The sequence below is a fragment of the Microbulbifer celer genome (genome assembly GCF_020991125.1).
GTDB classification, from domain to species: Bacteria; Pseudomonadota; Gammaproteobacteria; order Pseudomonadales; family Cellvibrionaceae; genus Microbulbifer; species Microbulbifer celer.
The window spans coordinates 1543835-1563956 of the sequence record NZ_CP087715.1 but is presented as its reverse complement, the minus strand read 5'-3'; the positions used below and the strand labels follow the sequence as shown (position 1 = coordinate 1563956).

The 20122-nt window shown below is 58.1% G+C and carries 17 protein-coding genes; 9 read left to right on the top strand and 8 right to left on the bottom strand.

The window, feature by feature from the left end; translation table 11 throughout:
* Positions 1-66 precede the first annotated feature (66 nt).
* On the bottom strand, positions 67-750 hold the full coding sequence (locus LPW13_RS06555; protein ID WP_230438645.1) for a type 1 glutamine amidotransferase domain-containing protein: 684 nt from the start codon (positions 748-750) through the stop codon (positions 67-69).
* A 249-nt stretch (positions 751-999) separates the two neighbouring features.
* On the opposite strand from LPW13_RS06555, the gene metH reads away from it, so the two are divergent.
* Positions 1000-4695 carry a methionine synthase gene (metH, locus tag LPW13_RS06550; protein WP_230438644.1) on the top strand — a complete coding sequence of 1232 codons (3696 nt, stop codon included), beginning with the start codon at positions 1000-1002 and terminating at the stop codon, positions 4693-4695.
* 57 nt (positions 4696-4752) lie between these two features.
* Positions 4753-4968, top strand: coding sequence for a DUF2970 domain-containing protein (locus LPW13_RS06545; RefSeq protein ID WP_230438643.1), 216 nt, complete (start codon positions 4753-4755; stop codon positions 4966-4968).
* Between the two features lie 101 nt (positions 4969-5069).
* Here the strand turns inward: LPW13_RS06545 and LPW13_RS18160 are convergent, their stop codons facing one another.
* Positions 5070-5204 (bottom strand): hypothetical protein, encoded by a 135-nt coding sequence (locus tag LPW13_RS18160; protein WP_268932684.1) that lies wholly within the window; start codon positions 5202-5204, stop codon positions 5070-5072.
* A gap of 281 nt (positions 5205-5485) precedes the next feature.
* On the opposite strand from LPW13_RS18160, the gene LPW13_RS06540 reads away from it, so the two are divergent.
* Entirely contained in the window at positions 5486-7150 is a 1665-nt protein-coding gene (locus LPW13_RS06540) for a nitrite/sulfite reductase (protein ID WP_230438642.1), read from the top strand.
* Positions 7134-7715 carry a DUF934 domain-containing protein gene (locus tag LPW13_RS06535; protein WP_230438641.1) on the top strand — a complete coding sequence of 194 codons (582 nt, stop codon included), beginning with the start codon at positions 7134-7136 and terminating at the stop codon, positions 7713-7715. Before LPW13_RS06540 ends, LPW13_RS06535 begins: the two co-directional genes overlap by 17 nt.
* Before the next feature lie 203 nt (positions 7716-7918).
* Here LPW13_RS06535 and LPW13_RS06530 read toward each other — a convergent pair whose 3' ends face one another.
* The 5 genes from LPW13_RS06530 to LPW13_RS06510 all read right to left on the bottom strand — a co-directional run bounded on the left by LPW13_RS06530 (position 7919) and on the right by LPW13_RS06510 (position 13131).
* Positions 7919-8980, bottom strand: coding sequence for an ArsA family ATPase (locus LPW13_RS06530; protein ID WP_230438640.1), 1062 nt, complete (start codon positions 8978-8980; stop codon positions 7919-7921).
* A 26-nt stretch (positions 8981-9006) separates the two neighbouring features.
* A complete protein-coding gene (locus LPW13_RS06525; protein WP_230438639.1) occupies positions 9007-9369 on the bottom strand; it encodes a cory-CC-star protein in 363 nt (120 codons plus the stop codon).
* A gap of 33 nt (positions 9370-9402) precedes the next feature.
* A complete protein-coding gene (locus LPW13_RS06520; protein WP_230438638.1) occupies positions 9403-11070 on the bottom strand; it encodes a carbon starvation CstA family protein in 1668 nt (555 codons plus the stop codon).
* 96 nt (positions 11071-11166) lie between these two features.
* Positions 11167-11835: an MliC family protein gene (locus tag LPW13_RS06515; protein WP_230438637.1), complete on the bottom strand. Its 669-nt coding sequence runs from the start codon at positions 11833-11835 to the stop codon at positions 11167-11169.
* 72 nt (positions 11836-11907) lie between these two features.
* Complete coding sequence (locus LPW13_RS06510) at positions 11908-13131, bottom strand: CaiB/BaiF CoA transferase family protein (protein WP_230438636.1); 1224 nt, start codon at positions 13129-13131, stop codon at positions 11908-11910.
* A gap of 149 nt (positions 13132-13280) precedes the next feature.
* Between LPW13_RS06510 and LPW13_RS06505 the strand changes: the two genes are divergently transcribed.
* Positions 13281-13640 (top strand): DUF962 domain-containing protein, encoded by a 360-nt coding sequence (locus LPW13_RS06505; RefSeq protein ID WP_230438635.1) that lies wholly within the window; start codon positions 13281-13283, stop codon positions 13638-13640.
* On the opposite strand, the gene LPW13_RS06500 is transcribed toward LPW13_RS06505, so the two are convergent.
* Positions 13637-15082, bottom strand: a complete 1446-nt coding sequence (locus LPW13_RS06500; RefSeq protein WP_230438634.1) for a TyrR/PhhR family helix-turn-helix DNA-binding protein — start codon at positions 15080-15082, stop codon at positions 13637-13639. The genes LPW13_RS06505 and LPW13_RS06500 overlap by 4 nt on opposite strands.
* A gap of 190 nt (positions 15083-15272) precedes the next feature.
* On the opposite strand from LPW13_RS06500, the gene phhA reads away from it, so the two are divergent.
* The 4 genes from phhA to LPW13_RS06480 all read left to right on the top strand — a co-directional run bounded on the left by phhA (position 15273) and on the right by LPW13_RS06480 (position 20010).
* A complete protein-coding gene (gene phhA / locus LPW13_RS06495) occupies positions 15273-16142 on the top strand; it encodes a phenylalanine 4-monooxygenase (protein ID WP_230438633.1) in 870 nt (289 codons plus the stop codon).
* Between the two features lie 295 nt (positions 16143-16437).
* A complete protein-coding gene (locus LPW13_RS06490) occupies positions 16438-16908 on the top strand; it encodes an Lrp/AsnC family transcriptional regulator (RefSeq protein WP_230438632.1) in 471 nt (156 codons plus the stop codon).
* A 107-nt stretch (positions 16909-17015) separates the two neighbouring features.
* Positions 17016-18683, top strand: coding sequence for an aminotransferase class V-fold PLP-dependent enzyme (locus LPW13_RS06485; RefSeq protein ID WP_230438631.1), 1668 nt, complete (start codon positions 17016-17018; stop codon positions 18681-18683).
* Between the two features lie 157 nt (positions 18684-18840).
* Positions 18841-20010 (top strand): cation:proton antiporter domain-containing protein, encoded by a 1170-nt coding sequence (locus LPW13_RS06480; protein ID WP_230438630.1) that lies wholly within the window; start codon positions 18841-18843, stop codon positions 20008-20010.
* Positions 20011-20122 lie beyond the last annotated feature (112 nt).

The window sequence follows — 20122 nt, the reverse complement described above, 5'->3', positions numbered from 1 at the left end:
CTTGTGAGCCACAAATTAAACCGGCGACCGCTTTCCTCTTGTTGATGGGTTCACAGCGAGGGCCTGTCAGCCCTGCGCGAGAGCCCCCAGAAGCGCGCGTGCGGTGGCCTCCGACGAGGCCGGATTCTGCCCGGTGATCAGCAGCCCATCGGTACTGACGTTGCTCTCCCAGTCACCCCCTTTGCTGTACTCGGCACCGCGCTCCTTGAGCATGTCCTCCACCAGAAACGGCACCACTTCGGTGAGCTGTACGCCAGCTTCCTCGCTGTTACTGAACCCGGTGACCTTTTTCCCTTTGACCAGGGGTTCCCCCGCCTTGTCCACGGTGTGCCGGAACACCGCCGGCGCGTGGCAAACCGCCCCGACGGGCTTGTTCCCACGGTAAAATCCGTGGATCAGCGCGATGGATAGCTGATCCTCCGCCAGATCCCACAGCGGGCCGTGGCCACCGGGGTAGAACAGCGCATCAAAGTCTTCTGCGTCCAGATTATCCAGCGGCACGGTGTTCGCCAGCGCCTGCTGGGCCACGGGATCGTCGCGAAAACGCTTCGTCGCTGGTGTCTGCGCGTCGTCGGCGTCACTTTTCGGATCCAGGGGCGGCTGCCCGCCTTTCGGCGATGCCAGTGTAACTTCTGCCCCGGCATCCACGAATACGTAGTAAGGCGCGGCGAACTCCTCCAGCCAGAAGCCGGTTTTCTCGCCGGTATCGCCCAGCTGGTCGTGCGAGGTCAGCACCATAAGAATCTTCATTTCACCCTCCGGGGTCGGTGTTCTGAATCATTAATCTGAATACTGGTATACAGATAGTAGTGTCAAAGGGACTTTTCGGGGCCCGGGAACAGGCTTGGGGCCAACTGGCCGGATGCAACCGCCAGGGGCTAGATTAATTGGTTACAAGGTTATGAACACATGGTCTTGTTCGGTCGCGGAAGCGCCGTTTCGGACTATCAATTGTGCTAACATTGCCGCCCTTTTGATCCTCGGTTTAAGGAAAAATCCATGTCTGAGCAGTCCCGCGATCAACGCCTGAAACAGCTGTATGCCGCCCTCGAGGAGCGCATTGTTATCCTGGATGGCGGTATGGGGACCATGATCCAGCAGGAGAAGCTGTCCGAGGCGGAGTACCGGGGGGAACGCTTTGCCGACTACCCCTCGGATCTCAAGGGCAACAATGACCTGCTGGTACTGACTCAACCGGATCTGATCGAGCGCCTGCACCGGGAGTACCTGGAAGCCGGTGCCGATATCATCGAGACCAACACCTTTAACGCCACCCGCCTCTCCCAGTCGGACTACGATATGGAAGACTTGGTGCCGGAACTGAACCGGGTGGCTGCCGAGGTGGCGCGACGGGCCGCAGACGCAGTCTCCACACCGGAGAAGCCCCGCTACGTGGCCGGGGTGCTGGGTCCGACATCGCGCACCGCGAGTATCTCTCCCGACGTGAATGATCCCGGCGCGCGCAATGTCACCTTTGAGGCGCTGGTAGACAACTACATCGAGTCCGCCAACGCGCTGATCGATGGCGGCTCGGACTTGATCCTGATCGAAACCATCTTCGATACCCTGAACGCCAAGGCCGCGATCTACGCGTTGATGGAAGTGTTTGATCAGCGCGGCTTCGAGCTGCCGATCATGATCTCCGGCACCATCACCGATGCCTCCGGTCGCACCCTCTCCGGCCAGACTACCGAAGCTTTCTATTACTCCATCGCCCACGCCAAGCCGCTGTCTGTCGGCCTGAACTGCGCCCTCGGCGCTACAGAGCTGCGCCCCTATGTGGAGGCACTCTCCGGCGTGTGCGCGGAACATGTCTCCGCCCACCCCAACGCGGGCTTGCCGAACGAATTTGGCGAGTACGACGAGACACCGGAACAGACCGCAGCCATTGTGGCGGAGTTCGCCCGCAGCGGATTTATCAATATTCTGGGCGGCTGTTGCGGTACCACCCCGGAGCATATCCGCGCGATTGCCGACGCGGTTGCGGACATAGCACCGCGCAAACTGCCGGAACAGAAGCCGGCACTGCGCCTGTCCGGGTTGGAACCTTATGTCGTCGACGAAAACGCCCTGTTCGTGAACGTGGGCGAGCGCTGTAACGTCACCGGGTCCGCGCGCTTCAAACGCCTGATCATGGAAGAGGATTACGACACCGCGCTGCAAGTGGCCGCCGCCCAGGTGGAAGACGGTGCACAGATCATCGACTTCAATATGGACGAAGCGATGCTGGATTCCGTCTTCGCCATGCGCCGCTTCCTGAACCTCTGCGCTACCGAGCCGGACATTTCCAAAGTGCCGTTCATGGTGGATTCCTCCAAGTGGGAAGTCATCGAGGCCGGCCTGCAGTGCATCCAGGGCAAGGCCATCGTCAACTCCATCAGCCTCAAGGAAGGCGAAGAGGACTTCCTGGCCAAGGCCCGCGCCTGTCTGCGCTACGGCGCCGCCGTGGTAGTGATGGCATTTGATGAGAAAGGCCAGGCAGACACCTTCGAGCGCAAGACTGAAATCTGTAAGCGCAGCTACGATATTCTGGTCGAGCAGGTTGGCTTTAACCCCTGCGATATCATTTTCGACCCCAATATTTTCGCCGTCGCCACCGGTATCGAGGAACACAACAACTACGCGGTGGACTTTATCCAGGCCACCCAGTGGATCCGTGAAAACCTGCCGGGAGCCAACGTATCCGGTGGTGTTTCCAACGTGTCCTTCTCCTTCCGCGGCAATAACCCGGTACGGGAAGCGATCCACTCCGTATTCCTGTACCACGCGATCAAGGCCGGCCTGAATATGGGGATCGTCAACGCCGGCCAGCTGGCGGTGTACGACGAACTCCCTGACGAACTGCGGGACAAGGTTGAGGACGTAATCCTCAACCGCACACCGGAAGGAACCGAAGCGCTGCTGGATATTGCGGAGAAATACCGTGGTGACGGTTCCACCGCAGAACGCAAGGAAGACCTGGCCTGGCGTCAGCTGCCGGTCAATGAGCGCCTGGCGCACTCGCTGGTCAAGGGCATCAACAACTTTATCGAAGAAGACACCGAAGCCGCACGCCAACAGGCCACCCGCCCGCTGGATGTGATCGAAGGCCCACTGATGGACGGCATGAACGTGGTCGGCGACCTGTTCGGTGAGGGCAAAATGTTCCTGCCCCAGGTGGTGAAATCGGCCCGCGTAATGAAGCAGGCGGTGGCCTACCTCCAGCCCTATATCGAGGCCGAGAAGACCGTCGACAGCAAGCCCAACGGCCGCATTCTGATGGCGACGGTGAAGGGCGACGTACACGATATCGGCAAAAACATCGTTGGCGTGGTGCTGGCCTGTAATAACTTCGAGGTGATCGACCTCGGCGTGATGGTGCCGGCAGACAAGATTCTGCAGACCGCGAAAGAAAAGAACTGCGATATCATCGGCCTGTCCGGCCTGATCACCCCATCCCTGGACGAGATGGTGCACGTGGCGGCAGAAATGGAACGGCAGGGTTTTGATATCCCGCTGATGATCGGCGGCGCCACCACTTCCAAGGCGCACACGGCGGTGAAAATCGATCCGCAGTTCAACCGCAACCAGACAGTCTACGTGGCCGATGCCTCCCGCGCTGTGGGTGTGGCCAGCAACCTGCTGTCCGACGAGCTGCGACCGGCGTTTGTGAAAGACATTCAGGAAGAGTACGACAAGGTGCGCAAGCGCACCGCCAGCCGCAAACGCAATGACCCGCGGCTGAGCTATGAAGAAGCACTGAAAGCCGGGCCACAGTTTGACTGGGCTAACTTCAAGCCGAAGGCGCCCAACAATCCGGGGCTGACGGTGCTGGATGATTTCCCACTGGAAAAACTGGTGGATACCATCGACTGGACGCCCTTCTTCATCTCCTGGGATCTGGCCGGCAAGTATCCAGCGATCCTGAACGATAAAGTGGTGGGCGAAGCGGCAACGGATCTGTTCAGAAATGCCCAGACCATGCTGGCGGACCTGATCGACAACAAGCGCCTGAAAGCCCGCGCGGTATTCGGCCTGTGGCCGGCGAATGCGGACGGTGACGACATCATCGTTTACACCGACGAGAGCCGCTCCGAAGAGCTCGCGCGGCTGCACCAGATGCGCCAGCAGGTACAGAAACGCGGCGGCGATGGCCTTTGCCGTTCACTGGCAGACTTTATAGCGCCGGTGGATTCCGGCGTGGCGGATTACATTGGCGGCTTTGCGGTCACTACGGGTATCGGTGCCGATGAACTGGCGGCGGAGTACGAAGCCAGGCACGACGATTACAGCGCGATCATGGTGAAGGCGCTGGCGGATCGACTGGCGGAGTCCCTGGCGGAATACCTGCACCGGGAAGTACGCACAAAGTACTGGGGATACCAGCCGGATGAGAATCTGGACAACGAATCCCTGATCAAAGAGGCCTACACCGGCATCCGCCCTGCTCCGGGCTACCCTGCCTGCCCGGACCACACGGAAAAAGCCACATTGTTCAAACTGCTCAACGCGGAAGAAAATGCGGGTATGGAACTGACATCCAGCTTTGCGATGATGCCGGCGGCGGCAGTGAGTGGCTGGTACTTTGCACATCCGGAATCAAAATACTTTAATGTGGGCAAGATCAGCCGCGATCAGCTGCAGAGCCTGGCCGAGCGCAAAGGGATGAGCGAAGAAGCGCTGGAGCGTTGGTTGCGGCCCAACCTCGAGGATTGAGTAGGTACGAATCCAGTGACGTGGCTCCTTAACCCTCATTTCAGTAGGGACTTCACCATGAAAGATGAAAACGAAAAGCAAAAACCTTCATTCGGGCAGATAGTGCTGAGCACCCTGGCCGCCGCGATTGGCGTGCAGTCCAACAAGAATCGGGAACGGGATTTCAAGGCAGGCAGCATCAAGGCGTATATCGCAGCCGGTGTCATCTTTACCGCGCTGTTTGTGGTGACCCTGATTCTGGTGGTGAAAACGGTGTTGGGTAATATGGGCTGACCATTTTGAGGGGGGAATACCGTACAGCTCCCGGGGCTGGACTGCTAACCAGCGCCGGGATAACCGGTATTGAACTGTGGTCTGGGTTGACCGGGCCGGAATCAGCCCTGAGAGGCTACCCAGAACACGCAGGTAGCAACAAATATCGCCACCAGCGCGACTGCCGCAATGGCATCTACAACATTATCGCTATCGTCGGATACAACTACTACTTCCCGGGCTACTTGATCACTCATCGGAATACTCCGTCACTCAAGAACGCATTATTGTTTTTACTGTAGCAGCACCGCCCGCAGGCGGATTCTCAAGTAGAGCAAATCCCTCTGCGGGGCGCAACAGCGCTATTGTTGAGTCTCCTAACTCCTTATAACTACCGGTTACTAAGCTAGCGAAAAAAATTGTTATTTTTTGTATAAGGCGGCTGGTATGTTATGCGCCACTCAGGGTCTCAGGTAGGGTCCAGAATACCCTCCGGATGCCGGGTACAGGCGTAAAAAAGCAATGGAATCAAGCTCTTATGTATCGATATGACGAACAGGACCACAAGCTGATCCGGGAACGGGTGGCCCAGTTCCGCGGCCAGACCGAGCGCTATCTCGACGGCAAGTTGAGTGAGGAGGAATTCCTCCCGCTGCGGCTGCAAAATGGTCTTTATGTCCAGCGACTCGCCCCCATGCTGCGTATTGCCGTGCCCTACGGCATGCTCAACAGCGTTCAACTGCGTCGTCTGGCCCATATCACACGTAAATACGATAAGGGCTATGCGCACTTCACCACCCGCCAGAATGTGCAGCTGAACTGGCCGAATCTGGAAGACGTACCGGATATTCTCGCCGAGCTGGCGGAAGTGGAAATGCACGCAGTACAGACCAGTGGCAACTGTATCCGCAATACCACCACGGACCAGTTTGCCGGCGTTGCCGCAGACGAGTACGTCGACCCCCGCCCCTACTGTGAACTGATCCGCCAGTGGTCCACCTTCCACCCGGAGTTCGCCTTCCTGCCACGCAAGTTCAAGATTGCTGTCTGCGCCTCAGAGGCGGACCGTGCAGCGATTCGCGCACACGATATCGGCGTACAGATCGTGAAGAATGATCAGGGCGAGATCGGCTATCAGATCTTTGTCGGCGGCGGTCTTGGCCGCACCCCAATCATCGGCGTCGCCATCCGCGACTTCCTGCCGGAAACTCATCTGCTCTCCTACCTGGAGGCGATTGTCCGCGTATACAACCAGCTGGGTCGCCGCGACAACAAGTTCAAGGCGCGCATCAAGATCCTGGTGAAGGCACTGGGTCCGGAAGAGTTTGCCCGCCGTGTAGAAGCGGAATGGGAGCAGATCAAAGACAGCGCCGAAGAACTCACGCCGGAAGCGATTACCTGGGCGAAGCGCTTCTTCCCGGAACAGGATTACAAATCGTTCGATCAGAACCATACGGAAGCGGTACTACAGGATCAGGCCGGTGGCAATAAAGCATTTGCCCGCTGGCTGGAACGCAACACCTTCCCGCACCGGGTTTCCGGTTACCAGTCGGTGACACTGAGCACCAAGCCGACAGGCATCCCCCCCGGTGACGTCACCGACCGGCAGCTGGAAGCCATCGCCGAGCTCGCGGATCAGTTCAGCTTCGGTGAAGTACGCGTAACCCACGAGCAGAATGTGGTGCTGGCGGATGTGGAACAGGAAAAACTGTATGACCTGTGGCAGGCAGCCCGCGCGAACGGTTTTGCCACACCCAATATCGGCACCCTGACAGACATGATCTGCTGCCCCGGTGGCGATTACTGCTCTCTGGCCAATGCCAAGTCGATTCCGGTGGCAGAAGCTATTCAGCGCAAGTTCGACGACCTGGACTACCTGTACGACCTGGGCGACCTGGACCTGAATATTTCCGGCTGCATGAATGCCTGTGGCCACCACCATATCGGCCACATCGGTATTCTCGGTGTGGACAAGAAAGGCGAGGAGTTCTATCAGGTGCAGCTGGGCGGCAACAGCTCTGAAAATGCCAGCCTGGGTAAGGTACTCGGCCCCAGTTTCTCCCGCGAGGAGATGCCGGACACCATCGGCAAGATCCTCGATGTATTCGTGGAAAATCGCCAGCCGGATGAACTCTTTATCGACACCTACAGCCGTATAGGACTCAAGCCATTCAAGGAGCGTGTGTATGCCAAAGCCAGCTGAGAAACTGTCAGTGAAAAAGCCGGTAGGTGCACAGCCAGACAATCCCGCGCAACTGCTTGTCGACGGCGCGGTGGTGGAGAATCAGTGGAACCTGCTCCCGCTGGGTAGCGGAGAGGACGAGCCAGAGATCACCGCGGACAATCTCGCCCCGGGCAAGATCATTCTGCCATTGACCGTATGGTTGGAGCTGCGCGAACACCTTGCGGCCCGCAAGGACGAGATTGGCGTATGGCTGGATAGCGACGAAACCGCAGACCTGATCGGCGAATACGCGCAGGAGCTGCCGCTGATCGCCACCAACTTCCCGGCCTTTACCGATGGCCGCGCCTTTACCGCTGGCCGCCTGTTGCGCCAGCGCTATGGCTTTCAAGGGGAGCTGCGGGCTGTCGGCAACTTTATTCGCGACCAGCTCACCTATCTGAATCGCTGTGGTTTTAACGCCTTTGCCTATCAGGGCGATCAGCCGCTGGCGGATCTGCTGGATTCCATGCAGGACTTTACCGACGCCTATCAGACCGCCGTAGATCAGACCCTGCCGATCTTCAGGCGTCGCGCGCTGGGATAAAAAAAGGCACCCTACCCTGGCCGGCTTCACGCCGGTCAGTGGCTAGTGGTCCATGCGGGAAATTCGGTAACTAAAGCACACAGCCACAGGCTCCAGGGTGGCGTTGAAAAAGCGCAGGACTAGCAGCGTTAATTCAAGCTTTTTCAGCGTCGCCCTGGAGTCTGTGGCGAAGTGATCGGTTACAGAATTTTCCGCATGGACCACTAGCCTGCCGCATCGGCGGAGGATCTGCCGGCCTCGACAGACTGCTTCAACGCCCCGTCCAAAACCTGCTCAAGTTCTTTGGCGAACAACTCTACCCCTTCCCTGCCCGCAACTGCATTTTCCATCAGCGCCAACTGTCCTTGTGGAATCTTTTTGAATACACGTTCGGACTCCGCCAGTACCGTCCGCTGCTGATGCAGCACCGCTTTCAGAAAGCCCACCGTCTCCGCCTGCGGAGGAAGCACCCGATTACACAAGACACCGGCGATGGATACCCCTTTTTCTGACAGCGCTTTTACCGCGCGGCCGGTTTCCAATAGCGGCAAGCGCTCTGGTGTCATCACAAACAGGAAAGTTGATTCCGTCGTATCGGTCAGGCACTTTGCAGCGCGACGAAAACGCTGCTCTCGCGCCTCCATTGGTGCCAGCACAGGAGAATTCGAAGCGCCTGGCTGCCGCTTTTCCGGCTCCGCCAGTGGGTTATTGATGTCTCTTCCAGGGTCCAGGTGGGCAAGCAGGGAAGCCAGCCCCTTGCTGCGCTGCTTCTGGGCCAGCAGTCCCGCGCTCCACGCCGCCATTGTCTGGGGCAGTGAAAGCAGGCGCAGGGTGTGGCCGGTGGGTGCGGTATCGAAGATCAGCAGGTCGTACTCTTCCCTCTGATCCATCAGGTAGGTAATGCGCTCCAGCAGCGCGGCCTCTTCGGCACCGGGAGAGTGACGGGTCGACTGAAGTTGCCGCTCCAGCGCCGGACGCATGCCTACCGCGACATGGGGCAACATCTGTTTGCGGATGCTCTCGAGATACTCATCCAGCTCGCGCTCCGGTGATAGCTCTACGGCGTCCAGATTGTGCGCGATCGTTTTACTATCAGGCCCGAGTGGCACCTGAAAAATATCACTGAGATTGTGCGCCGGATCCGTGGATACCAGTAGCGTTCGGCGGCCGCGCTTTGCTGCAATGAGAGCCAGGGAGGCCGCGATCGAGGTTTTACCCACGCCACCTTTGCCACCGACCATCAAGAGCCGGTGCCGAAGGAGTGATTGCAGGTCAATGCTCGCCATGCTCTGTTCCCCTTTGAAGTTTGAAGTCAGCAGCAGCGAAATTCATCCAGCGGGGAGCGCTCCATTCCCATCCGCTTATGCCACTGATGAAAGCGCTCCAGCAAGAGCGGTTGTAACTCCAGCATATAGAACGCGGCGGGATTGGGAATTCCCAGAGATTCGCCATAGACGAGCAACAGAAACAGATCTTCTTCGTCGCGCTCGGCCCGCGCGATAGCCTGACGATAGGGCGCATTGTAAAACGCCTCTAACTGACGCCCGATTCTGGAAAATACCAGTTTCAAATTTCTTGGAAGATCTGACCTGGTCTGTCCCGAAACAGCGCCACTAGAGCCATCTTCATCTCCAGCTTTACAGGATTCGCGCAACTCTCTGATTTCGTTTCCCACAGTCCACAACCTCCTGTTGTGTTGTTTTCCGGGTCAGGTTTCCTCAACCTCTGTCGGTTTACGGAATACCGAAATACACTCCAGGGTGACCAGTATTGCCGCGATCAGAACCACCAGATCGACGGAAAGCAGGAACCAGTCTTTCTTCTGATAGAACTCATTGAGCTGTATCAACAGCGCGGCCAATGTCATCAACAACAGGAACACAAGCGGAATCAGGGTAACCCACACCGGCCGCTTCAGGCGCACCAGCATTACTGTGATCACCAGCAGTGTCAGCCCTGCCAGTAACTGGTTGGTGGTTCCGAACAATGGCCAGATCAGCAACCCACCAGAGCCGTCGGCACCGCCGGCACCAAACGCCAGCAATACACAGCACCCCACCGCCATCAGGGTCGCCGGTAACGGACGACCGAGCCAGCGGATACCGTAGATTTCACCAAACTCCTGGAAAATATAGCGCTGTAATCGCAGCCCCGTGTCCATGGTAGTACCGGCAAACAGTGCCGCCATGACCGTAAGCATGGTCCCCGCCACAGCAGCACTGATGCCCGTCCCCTGGCTCAAAATGGTCGCTCCGCCATCGACGAAGGCCTGAACACCGCCCTGGCCGAACCCGCTATAAACTTCTTGCCATTCCCCCAGGGTGGCAAACCCGGCCGTAGCCGCGAGGATCGCTGCCAACGCAAGCGCGCCCTCGCCCACCGCACCGAAGTAGCCGACAAAGCGCGCATCGGTTTCTTTATTCAATTGCTTGGATGTGGTGCCCGAGGCTACCAGCCCGTGAAACCCGGAGATCGCCCCGCAAGCGATGGTGACGAACAGCAACGGCACGATGGACGGCGTCCCTACCGGTACCTGGTGGTTGATCATCGGCGCCACAATCTCGGGGTTACCAATGGCCACAGCGGAATACAGCAGGATCAACCCCACAAACAACTGCAGGCCATTGATGTAATCCCTTGGCTGCAGCAGCACCCAGACCGGCAGCAGAGAGGCAATCGCGGCGTATGCAAACAGAATCAGAATCCAGGCCGCATTTGCAGAAAGCCCACCAACGGTTTCCGGCAGCGCCATGGGAATCTGAGGGCCGAGATAGATCAGCGCATAGAGCGCGGCCACCCCAAACAGGGATACCAGCGGCAGATTGAATTTAAACCGATAGATCAACTGCCCGATAACTAGCGCCACTGCAATCGCACCCCAGATGGGCAACACCGAACCCGGGTTTTCCATCAATAGCCGCGCAATCACCACGCCGAAGACCGCGTTGACCATCAGTAACACGAGAAAGATAACGATCATGAAAATGCTGCGGGCGCGCTTGCCCACCACGTGGCCGGTAAGCGCACCTACGGACAACGCCCGATTGCGTACGCTGGCCCAGATAGCGCCACTATCGTGCACACCAGCGAAGAAAACGGTACCAAACACTACCCACAGGAACGCCGGCAGCCAGCCCCAGATCACCGCAATAGCCGGCCCCACAATCGGCGCTGCACCGGCAACCGACGTAAAGTGATGCCCCCAGAGTACAAACTTGTTGGTGGGCACATAGTCGATGCCGTCGTCGTACTCATGAGCCGGGGTAATGAAATCGGGATCAAAGCGGTAGATGCGCTCGGCGATGTAGCGGGAGTAAAAGAAGTAGCCGGCCGCCATGCCCCCGAGGCCGAGCAACATCAGTAAAATCGCGCTCATGAAAACGTCCTTATTATGGTTCTATCTAACTAACGACCAGGGAACCCTGATCAAGCCCGCAATGCCTCAGCGTGACCTGATCAGAGGTTCCCTAGATTAATTGATTTTACAACGCATTTCCGCCGCGCCGTGCCCCCAGATAACGCTGGCCTCCCCCTGATGCTCCCACAGGCTCTCATTTCTGCCTTCGTAGCGCGCGCCACTGCCACTGGGCTGCAGAAACATCAAAGATTGCTTACCACCATATTCCACCACCGCACTGGGTGGGTCGGTCTGGTAATAGGTCGCAGTGACATCTCCCTCGCTGCAGCGATAAACGACCGGGCCATTGCCTGGCACCAGCGAATACAGGGCCTGTAGTTCCGCAATACGGCGCTGGTAGCTGTTCAGCACACACGGGCGTTTATCCGTCGCCGCCCGGCACTCAGCGCGCGCCTTTACCCAGCCGATCTGGCTGGCTTTCAGCCAGCTATCGCCCTTCCCTTTCGGAGACATGAGCGCAGTTTGATACACCAGTTCCAATTTGCGATCGAGCATTGCCAGCTCACTGTCAGCGCACACCATTTCTTCAATGGAATCGTCAGGTTTACTGCAATCCAATGCCGGAGTTGCGGCCTCCCCCAACGCCGTCTGCGTCCTGGGCGTTTCGCTGGTCAGATTGGGAGTATTTGCCTCTATATTGTTCTGTTCTGAATCCTCGCTGGCCCCACAGCCGGCCAGAACACCAACTGCGAAAATCACACTACTGACAACCTGCTTCATCATGACCGCTCCCGCGCTGACTCAGGGCTCAGCGGTGGACAATATCAATCGACTCTTCGCCAGTGATCAGTGGACTCAGATGACGCCGTTGCGCTTGAGCTCCGCTATATCGTCAACCGTTTTACCCAACATATCTTTCAGAATAGCGTCAGTATGCTGGCCCAGTAGTGGCGGTGGTGCCTCGTACTCCAGTGCACTTTCGGAATAGATCACCGGGTTGCGCACGGTTTTTACCGTGCCGGCTTCAGGGTGTGACTGCTCTACCACCATTTGTCGCGCCCGCACCTGATCATCGGCAAACACCTGCTCAAGGTCATTGATGGGACCGCAGGGTACATGGGCTTCGCTCAGTTTCTCCAGCCACCAGGCCGCCGGTTTTTCTCGAGTGGCGGCTTCGATCAGAGGGATCAATTGCGCACGGGCCTGCACACGGGCGGCATTGGTGGCGTAGGCCGGATCGCTACCAATTTCATTCAACCCGGCTATTCCACAGAATTTCTGAAACTGGAGATCATTCCCAACCGCGAGCATGAAATAGCCATCGCTGGCGGGAACCGCCTGATACGGCACGATATTCGGGTGCGCCGTGCCCTGGCGCTGGGGGGCGCGACCGGAAGTCAGGTAGTTCTGCGCCTGATTCGCCAGCCAGGCCACCTGGGTGTCCAGCAGAGCCAAGTCGATCTGCTGCCCGGTGCCCGTCTGGTCGCGATGTACTACCGCCGCCAGAACCGCGGAAACCGCATACATCCCGGTCATCAGGTCCGCGACCGCGACACCGACTTTTTGCGGACCGGCTCCAGGCTCGCCTTCCGGCACGCCGGTAACACTCATCAATCCCCCCATGCCCTGGATCATGGCATCGTAACCGGCGCGATTGGCGTAAGGGCCCGTCTGCCCGAATCCGGTAATGGAACAGTAAATGATTTTCGGGTTGATGCTTTTGAGCGAATCGTAGTCCAGCCCGTACTTTTTCAGGCCACCGACTTTATAGTTTTCCAGCAAAATATCGCACTGCTGGGCCAGTTCCCTTACCAACTGCTGACCTTCCGGGCGCGTAATATCCACGGTGATGGATTTTTTACCGCGATTGGCGCTCAGGTAATACGCGGCTTCCGCGGTATCCGCACCATCTTCCCGCTTGAGGTAGGGGGGGCCCCAGTGGCGGGTATCATCTCCGCGCTCCGGCCGTTCCACCTTGATGACTTCAGCACCAAAGTCCGCCAGTACCTGGCTTGCCCAGGGGCCCGCCAGAATACGACTGAGATCGAGTACTTTAAGATGTGTGAGGGGTCCGGCCATATTGCTGCCTGCCTGTAAAATTGCCTGACTATTTAACCGCTGACAGTACCATTATTTAGACTGATTGGTCTAAATGCGTAAGAGCCGTACACTTTTATCTGGCCGCAAAGAGCCGACACCAACAATAATCTCGAAACAGGATAGTAAAGATGGCACAGCATTCCGCTGATACAGTGCAGAGCGACGAGGTGCGAAGAGAAGGGAACCAGTCCGGTTTCACCTCCTTCCGCGAATTCTACCCATTCTACCTGCAGGAACACAGCAACCTTACCTGCCGCCGCCTGCATTTCATCGGCACATCACTGGTGATTGCACTGCTGATCACCGCGCTGGTAAGCGGGGACCTTTCTCTATTGATCGCGGTTCCCTTTGCCGGATACGGCTTTGCCTGGGTTGGACATTTCTTTTTTGAGCACAACCGCCCCGCCACGTTCAAGCACCCGCTCTATTCACTGTGGGGGGATTTCGTCATGTTCAAGGATATATTGCTGGGCAATATCCAGCGCTAACTCGGGTGCTTAACGTTAAGCCCGTATTTGCGCAACTTGTTGGCCACGGCGGTATGGGAAATGCCCAGCCGTCGGGCCAATTCCCGTGTAGAGGGCTGGGTACGGGTAAACTCTTCCAATAGCGCCCGCTCTATCTTTTCCATCATCTCCCGGTAACCGAGTCCCTCTCCCCAGGCGTGCCATGGCAGGCGCGTTTCAGTCATCAGACCAGGTAAATCTTCACGGACAAGCGTGCCAGAGCCCCGCTTGCGGGCATGTTCCGAGCCTGCAAGCAGGACTGCGGTCAGACCGCAAAAGTTATTCGGCCAGTCTGAAAGCATCAGTGCGCCTTGCGCACCCTCGTCCAGCATCACCGTTTCTCCCTGCATTGCAAGGATCCTGCTGGCAAACGCACCCAGTACGGGGCGCATCGTACGCAGCGGGGGCAGCCGAAGAGTCAGCGTGGATAGGAACTGCAATAAAGCCGGGGCCAGCTTGTCGACGGATGCCACAGTGGCAATCAGCCGTCTGCCCGCGGACTTCTGCCGCATTGCGCTAACCAGCTGAATCTGTCCCTCGGGCGACCACAAATCCAGGTCATCGATGATGACGACGTCATCCGCACACTTAGACAGCTCGGCGACCCTGTCGCAGGCAAGCCAGCGCGCACCACAGCGATCCGCCAGTGGCGAAAGGTGATGTGCCGCCGCGGCAAAAGTGGTTTTGCCTGCACCCCGCTCGCCGATGATCAGCAAGGGTTCTGACAGTGGTGCCAACTGCTGGAGCCGGAGGCAGGCCTCTCGGCGCCGACCGGAATCCCACAGAACCGGTGGAGAACTGTCGGATACGAAGTTGGCCGAGCCACCCTGTACTCCCGGTTCAAAATACGAGGCCTCTACGGGAGCCAGGGTCAGCACGGCACCCGCGAGGGACTCCGGGCCCGCCGGGTTTTCCCGCAGAGCGATGGGCGACCAATCCAGCCGATAAGTCTTCCCTCGCAGGGTGACCGGCAACCCGTAGCGCGGCACCGTGTAGCCTTCCAGTAACGCGTCGAGCTGCAACCTGGGCACAAAGCGCTGCAGCTGCATCCCCGCCAGCTGCCCCTGGCTGACGCCGCAGGCTTTTGCTGCCGCGAGGTTGGCAGCGATGATGCGTCCTTCGGGGTCTACCGACAGCACCGGCTCGTCCACGACATGCTGCAACAGAGTATCCAGCTCAAAGTGGCGCCGCTCCGAGGGCATCAGCTCAATCCGGCGGACCCGCCGCAACCCCGGAACCCGGCTCAGGGCGCGCTCGATGGTCTGGTATTGGGTCATCAGTAATCCGGGGGCGGCCAGGTACACCTTATCCCCGTCATCACCTCCAAGCTCACCGGACGTTATATTCACCCTATATTCACCGAAGATAGCCATGATTTCCTGCAAGATACCCACGCGGTTACTACAGGTAATTTCAACTCTCATTGGAAAACCCGCGCCTCCTGTAAACTTATCTTTACAAAAAGTGTAGCCCTTATTGGCTTTTGGGCACAAGCAGGTCCATTCCGCACTGCCGGTGGCCGCTGAAGATGTCTAAGAATAGAGGGCACATAACAACAAGATCCCCGGACACCGGAGACACCATCCCCGGCTGACCGGCTCAATGGAGGCCGTCATGATGAACCGTGACCAGACTGGCAAAACCAGCGCCAACCGTCAGAAGCGCAGCACTCAAGCAGACGCAGCTAAGAGCGGCAAAGAGCCGAGTAAATACGTAGCCCGCGAACCGGATGCCAGCGGCTTTATCCACTACACCGAGCGCGAGCACCAGACCTGGCAGGCGCTGATTGAGCGCCAGCTGAAAATCCTCCCGGGGCGCGCCTGTGACGAATACCTGCACGGTCTCGAGTTGCTCGACCTGCCCCGGGATCGGATCCCCCAGCTGGAGGAGATCAGTCAGGTACTGCGCCGTGAGACCGGCTGGGAAGTAGCCCGGGTACCCGCCCTGATCGGATTTGAGACGTTTTTCCGTCTGCTGTCTGAGCGCAAGTTTCCTGTCGCAACCTTTATCCGCACACCGGAAGAGTTTGACTACCTGCAGGAGCCGGATATCTTCCACGAGATTTTTGGCCACTGTGCCATGCTCACCAACCCCGCGTTCGCCAACTTTACCCAGAATTACGGCGAGCTCGGCCTCAAAGCAACGCCCAAAGAGCGCGCTTACCTCGCCCGCCTGTACTGGTTTACAGTCGAATTCGGTCTGATGAACACGCCCGACGGACTCAGGATATACGGTGGCGGCATCCTCTCCTCCCCAAAGGAAACCCTGTATGCCATGAGCGAAGAACCGTTAAGAGCGCCATTCGAGGTGGTGGATGCGCTGCGTACGCCCTATCGCATCGATATCGTACAGCCGCTGTACTACGTTCTCAGCAGTCTCGATCAGCTGCAGCAGCTCACCGAGATTGATCTGATGGCGCGTGTACGCGAGGCCATGGCCGCGGGGCTTTTCGAACCACTGTTCCCACCCAAAGAAGCCGCATAATCGTTTTTTCTTCTCCGCACCTTGTTCAACACCCTCTGTTGATCCGCCGGGCCCCCGCCCGGCTTTTTTGTGTTTGATCGGGCACAGAGAAAATTCCACTACTGACCCTTCAATTGGGAGGTTATCGTTACCCCCATGCATGCGCCGGTAACCAAAGGGTTCTGATTAAAGAGACCGCAAAAAGTCGGATACCGCCGCAACACCGAAAACTGCCGGGGTAATTTGTTGCCATTGGAGGCACTGAAAACACGCTCTACGGAATTTATCCTCGCGCTGAAGGGAGATTTGTAGAAATATGTCCTCACTCGACGCGATTGATCGACAACTTCTTGCCATCCTCCAATCTGATGTTAGCCTCTCCATCGAAGAGCTGGCCGAGCGCGTGGGATTGACCAAGACCCCCTGCTGGCGTCGGATTCAGAAACTGGAGAAAAGTGGGATCATCCGCCGCAAAGTCGCCTTGCTGGATGCGGAGATTCTGGGGTTGCCGGTGTCGGTATTTGCCCAGGTCAAAACCAACCAGCACAGTGCGGAGTGGGCGGACTCCTTTTCCCGCAGTATTGCGGATTTCCCGGAGGTGGTAGATTGCTACCGCATGGCCGGGGACTACGACTATATTCTCCGGGTAGTGGTCAGAGACGTGGCCGCTTATGACCACTTTTACAAAAAGCTGATCTCCCATTCCGGCATATCCGACGTCGCCTCCAATTTCGCCATGGAACAGATCAAAAGCAGCACCGAGCTGCCGATTCCTTCCGACGAATGACGGGAAAATGGAAAGACGGAAAATGACGCCCAGCCAGCTCAGCCGCTGTTCAGCCCTGCCGCCCGTGGGTGATCCCCGTAGGCGGCTCTTCAGTATTTGAGGTAGCCATGGCCGCTCCACGCAATAGAAAAAATAATAACCAAAGCCCAGCCCTGAACCCAGCGGTCGAGCCGCTACTGACCCGAATCCGCGAAAGCGTGATAGGCGAGCGCGCCCCCCTCGCGACGCCTTTCGGCGAGCGCCCGCTGGTCTACGCCGATTACACCGCCTCCGGCCGCAGTCTCGGCTTTATCGAAGACAACATCCGCCATCAGGTGCTTCCCTGGTATGCCAACACCCATAGCGAAACCTCCGCCACCGGCCGCCAGACCACCGCGTTTCGGGAGCAGGCGCGCACGGTGATACGCCACTCGGTAAACGCCGGCGATGAACACGCTGTGATTTTCTGCGGCGCCGGCGCAACCTCCGCCATCAATCGTTTGGTAGACAGTCTCGGATTACGCCGCGATTGTTACGATCGCTTCGGCGTAACCGCCAGCCACATCCCGCAGGAAAAACGACCGGTGGTGTTTATCGGTCCATTCGAGCACCACTCCAACGATCTGCCATGGCGGGAGTCCATCGCAGATGTGGTCACCATTGCGCAGAACGAAGACGGTGGGGTCAATCTGGAAGAACTGCAGCAGGCGCTGGACCGCCATGCCGAGCGGCCACTGAAAATCGGTAGTTTCTCCGCCGCCTCCAATGTCACCGGCATTCGCTCCGATGTGGAAGCCGTCACCCGACTGCTACAGGACAACGGCGCGCTGTCTTTCTGGGATTACGCTGCCGCTGCTCCCTATGTCAATATCGACATGCAGGGCAGCGGTGGCAGCAAAGATGCGATCTTTATTTCACCGCACAAATTTGTCGGCGGCCCCGGCACACCGGGTATCCTCGTAGTGCGAAGAACACTGTTGCCAGACAGCCAACCCGCGATGCCCGGCGGCGGCACCGTCTCGTGGGTGGGCCCCGGCCGGCACACTTACCTGCCCCCAGGGGAACGGCGGGAAGAAGCGGGCACCCCCGCCATTATCGAATCCGTGCGTGCAGGCATGGTATTTGCTCTGAAAGATGCGGTGGGCGCAGAGGAAATCGAGGCGCGCGAGGCGGCCTGGCTGACGCAGGCATTCTCCCGCTGGTCGGACAACCCCAATATCGAGATTCTCGGCGGCACCCGTGCAGAGCGCGTCAGTATTGTCTCCCTGCATATTCTTCGGAGAGGTAAACCCCTGCATCACGGGTTTGTCGTTGCGTTGCTAAACGATCTGTTCGGCATCCAGGTCCGTGGCGGCTGCTCCTGTGCCGGCCCTTACGGCCACAAACTGTTGCACCTGACCGAAGAGCAGAGTGCGGCACTGGAGCAACTGGTCAGTGCCGGAGAGAGTATCCTCAAACCGGGCTGGGTAAGACTGAATTTCAATTATTTCCTGGATCAGGAAACCGTTGATTACCTGATTGACGCCATTGAAGTCATCGCGGAGCACGGCCACCGGTTACTGCCTTACTACCAGTACGACAGTGAAAGCGGTGTATGGCGCTATCAGGGCAAGAGCGCCGCCCCCGCGCTGCAGTTTTCTGTCGAAGAGGAAACAACACCGCCGGGCCAGGTCACCCTGCCGCTGCACACGTTCATTGACCAGGCCCGGGCGCTGCTGGCACAGCCGCCCGGCGAGGTCTGCCAACAGCCAATTCTGTCACCAGAGGGGGAAAATCTGCGCTGGTTCAATCTCTGAGTGCACTGCTCTTGTTGGTAGCCAGGGTGGAATTCAGAGGGATCATCAGCCGATAATGGGCAACTGCAGGATTTCGGGTTACCAGTACCGCCCGAAGTCCTCACCCGGGAGCAGTATTCCCACGACTCAACTCTCAAGTTAACTACAAGGATGTGCAGTGCCTGAGACCTCTCTGTTTCAGTCGTTTTTCCTGATTTTCAGCGGTGCCGCGGTATTGGCATCCCTCGCCCTCTATGGCCGTCAGCCGTTATTGGTAGCCTATATCGCTCTCGGTGTCCTTTTCGGTTCCTCCGGCCTCGCGATTGTCGACAACGTGAAACTGATGGCAGAAATGTCGAGTATCGGCATCATCTTCCTGCTATTCCTGCTTGGGCTGGATATGCAGCCAAAAGCGCTGATTTCCGTCATGCGCAAGGCAACGTTTGTGGGGCTGATCAGTTGCGGCCTGTTTCTGGGGTTGGGTTATCTTATCGGCTGGATGTTCGGCTTTACGCCCATCGAGCGCTGGGTGATCGGCATGGCGATGATGTTCTCCAGCACCATTATCGGCATCAAGCTGCTTCCCACCACGGTACTGCACCACAAGCACCTGGGGGAAATGATGGTCGGTCTGCTGTTATTTCAGGACTTTGTCGCCATCGCGTGCTTGATGATCCTGTTGAGCGGCAGCACCGGCGCAGTGGACTTTGCACAACTGGGCATCTCCTTTGCCGCACTCCCCCTGCTGATCGCCATTGCCTGGGGCGGCGTGCGCTTTGTGCTGCAACCACTGTTGACACGCTTTGACCGCTTTCACGAGTACGTGTTTCTACTCGCGCTGGGCTGGTGCCTGGGACTGGCAGAGTTAGCGGAGATCATGGGACTCTCGAGGGAAATCGGCGCCTTCATTGCCGGAATCACCCTGGCGACCAGCCCGATCTCTCAATACATTGCACTGAACCTGAAGCCGTTGCGGGACTTTTTCCTGGTGCTGTTTTTCTTCAGCCTCGGGGCACAATTCAACCTGGACATGGTGCCGCAGATCGCGCTGCCTGCCATCGTGGCAGCCGCCGCCGTGCTGATGTTCAAACCGGTGGTTTTCCGCTATCTATTGGGCCAACAGAGTGAGCGCAAGATTCTTGCGTGGGATCTTGGCTTCCGTCTGGGGCAGATCAGTGAGTTCTCCCTACTGATCGCCTATCTCGCCATGAGCCAGAAACTGATCGGCAGCGAAGCCTCCCACCTGATCCAGGCCACCGCGATTCTTACCTTCCTGGTGTCTTCGTACATCGTGGTTCTGAACTTCCCCAATCCGATTGCGATCAAGGATCATTTGCGGCGGGATTAACGTCCCGGCAGCGTCGGAGCCCCGAACTCTCCCTGTGGCGGCAAAGCACTGGGTATGGGTTTTCGAAACCGCTGTTGATACATCCCTGTACGCTGCGGCGGCGACGTCCCTG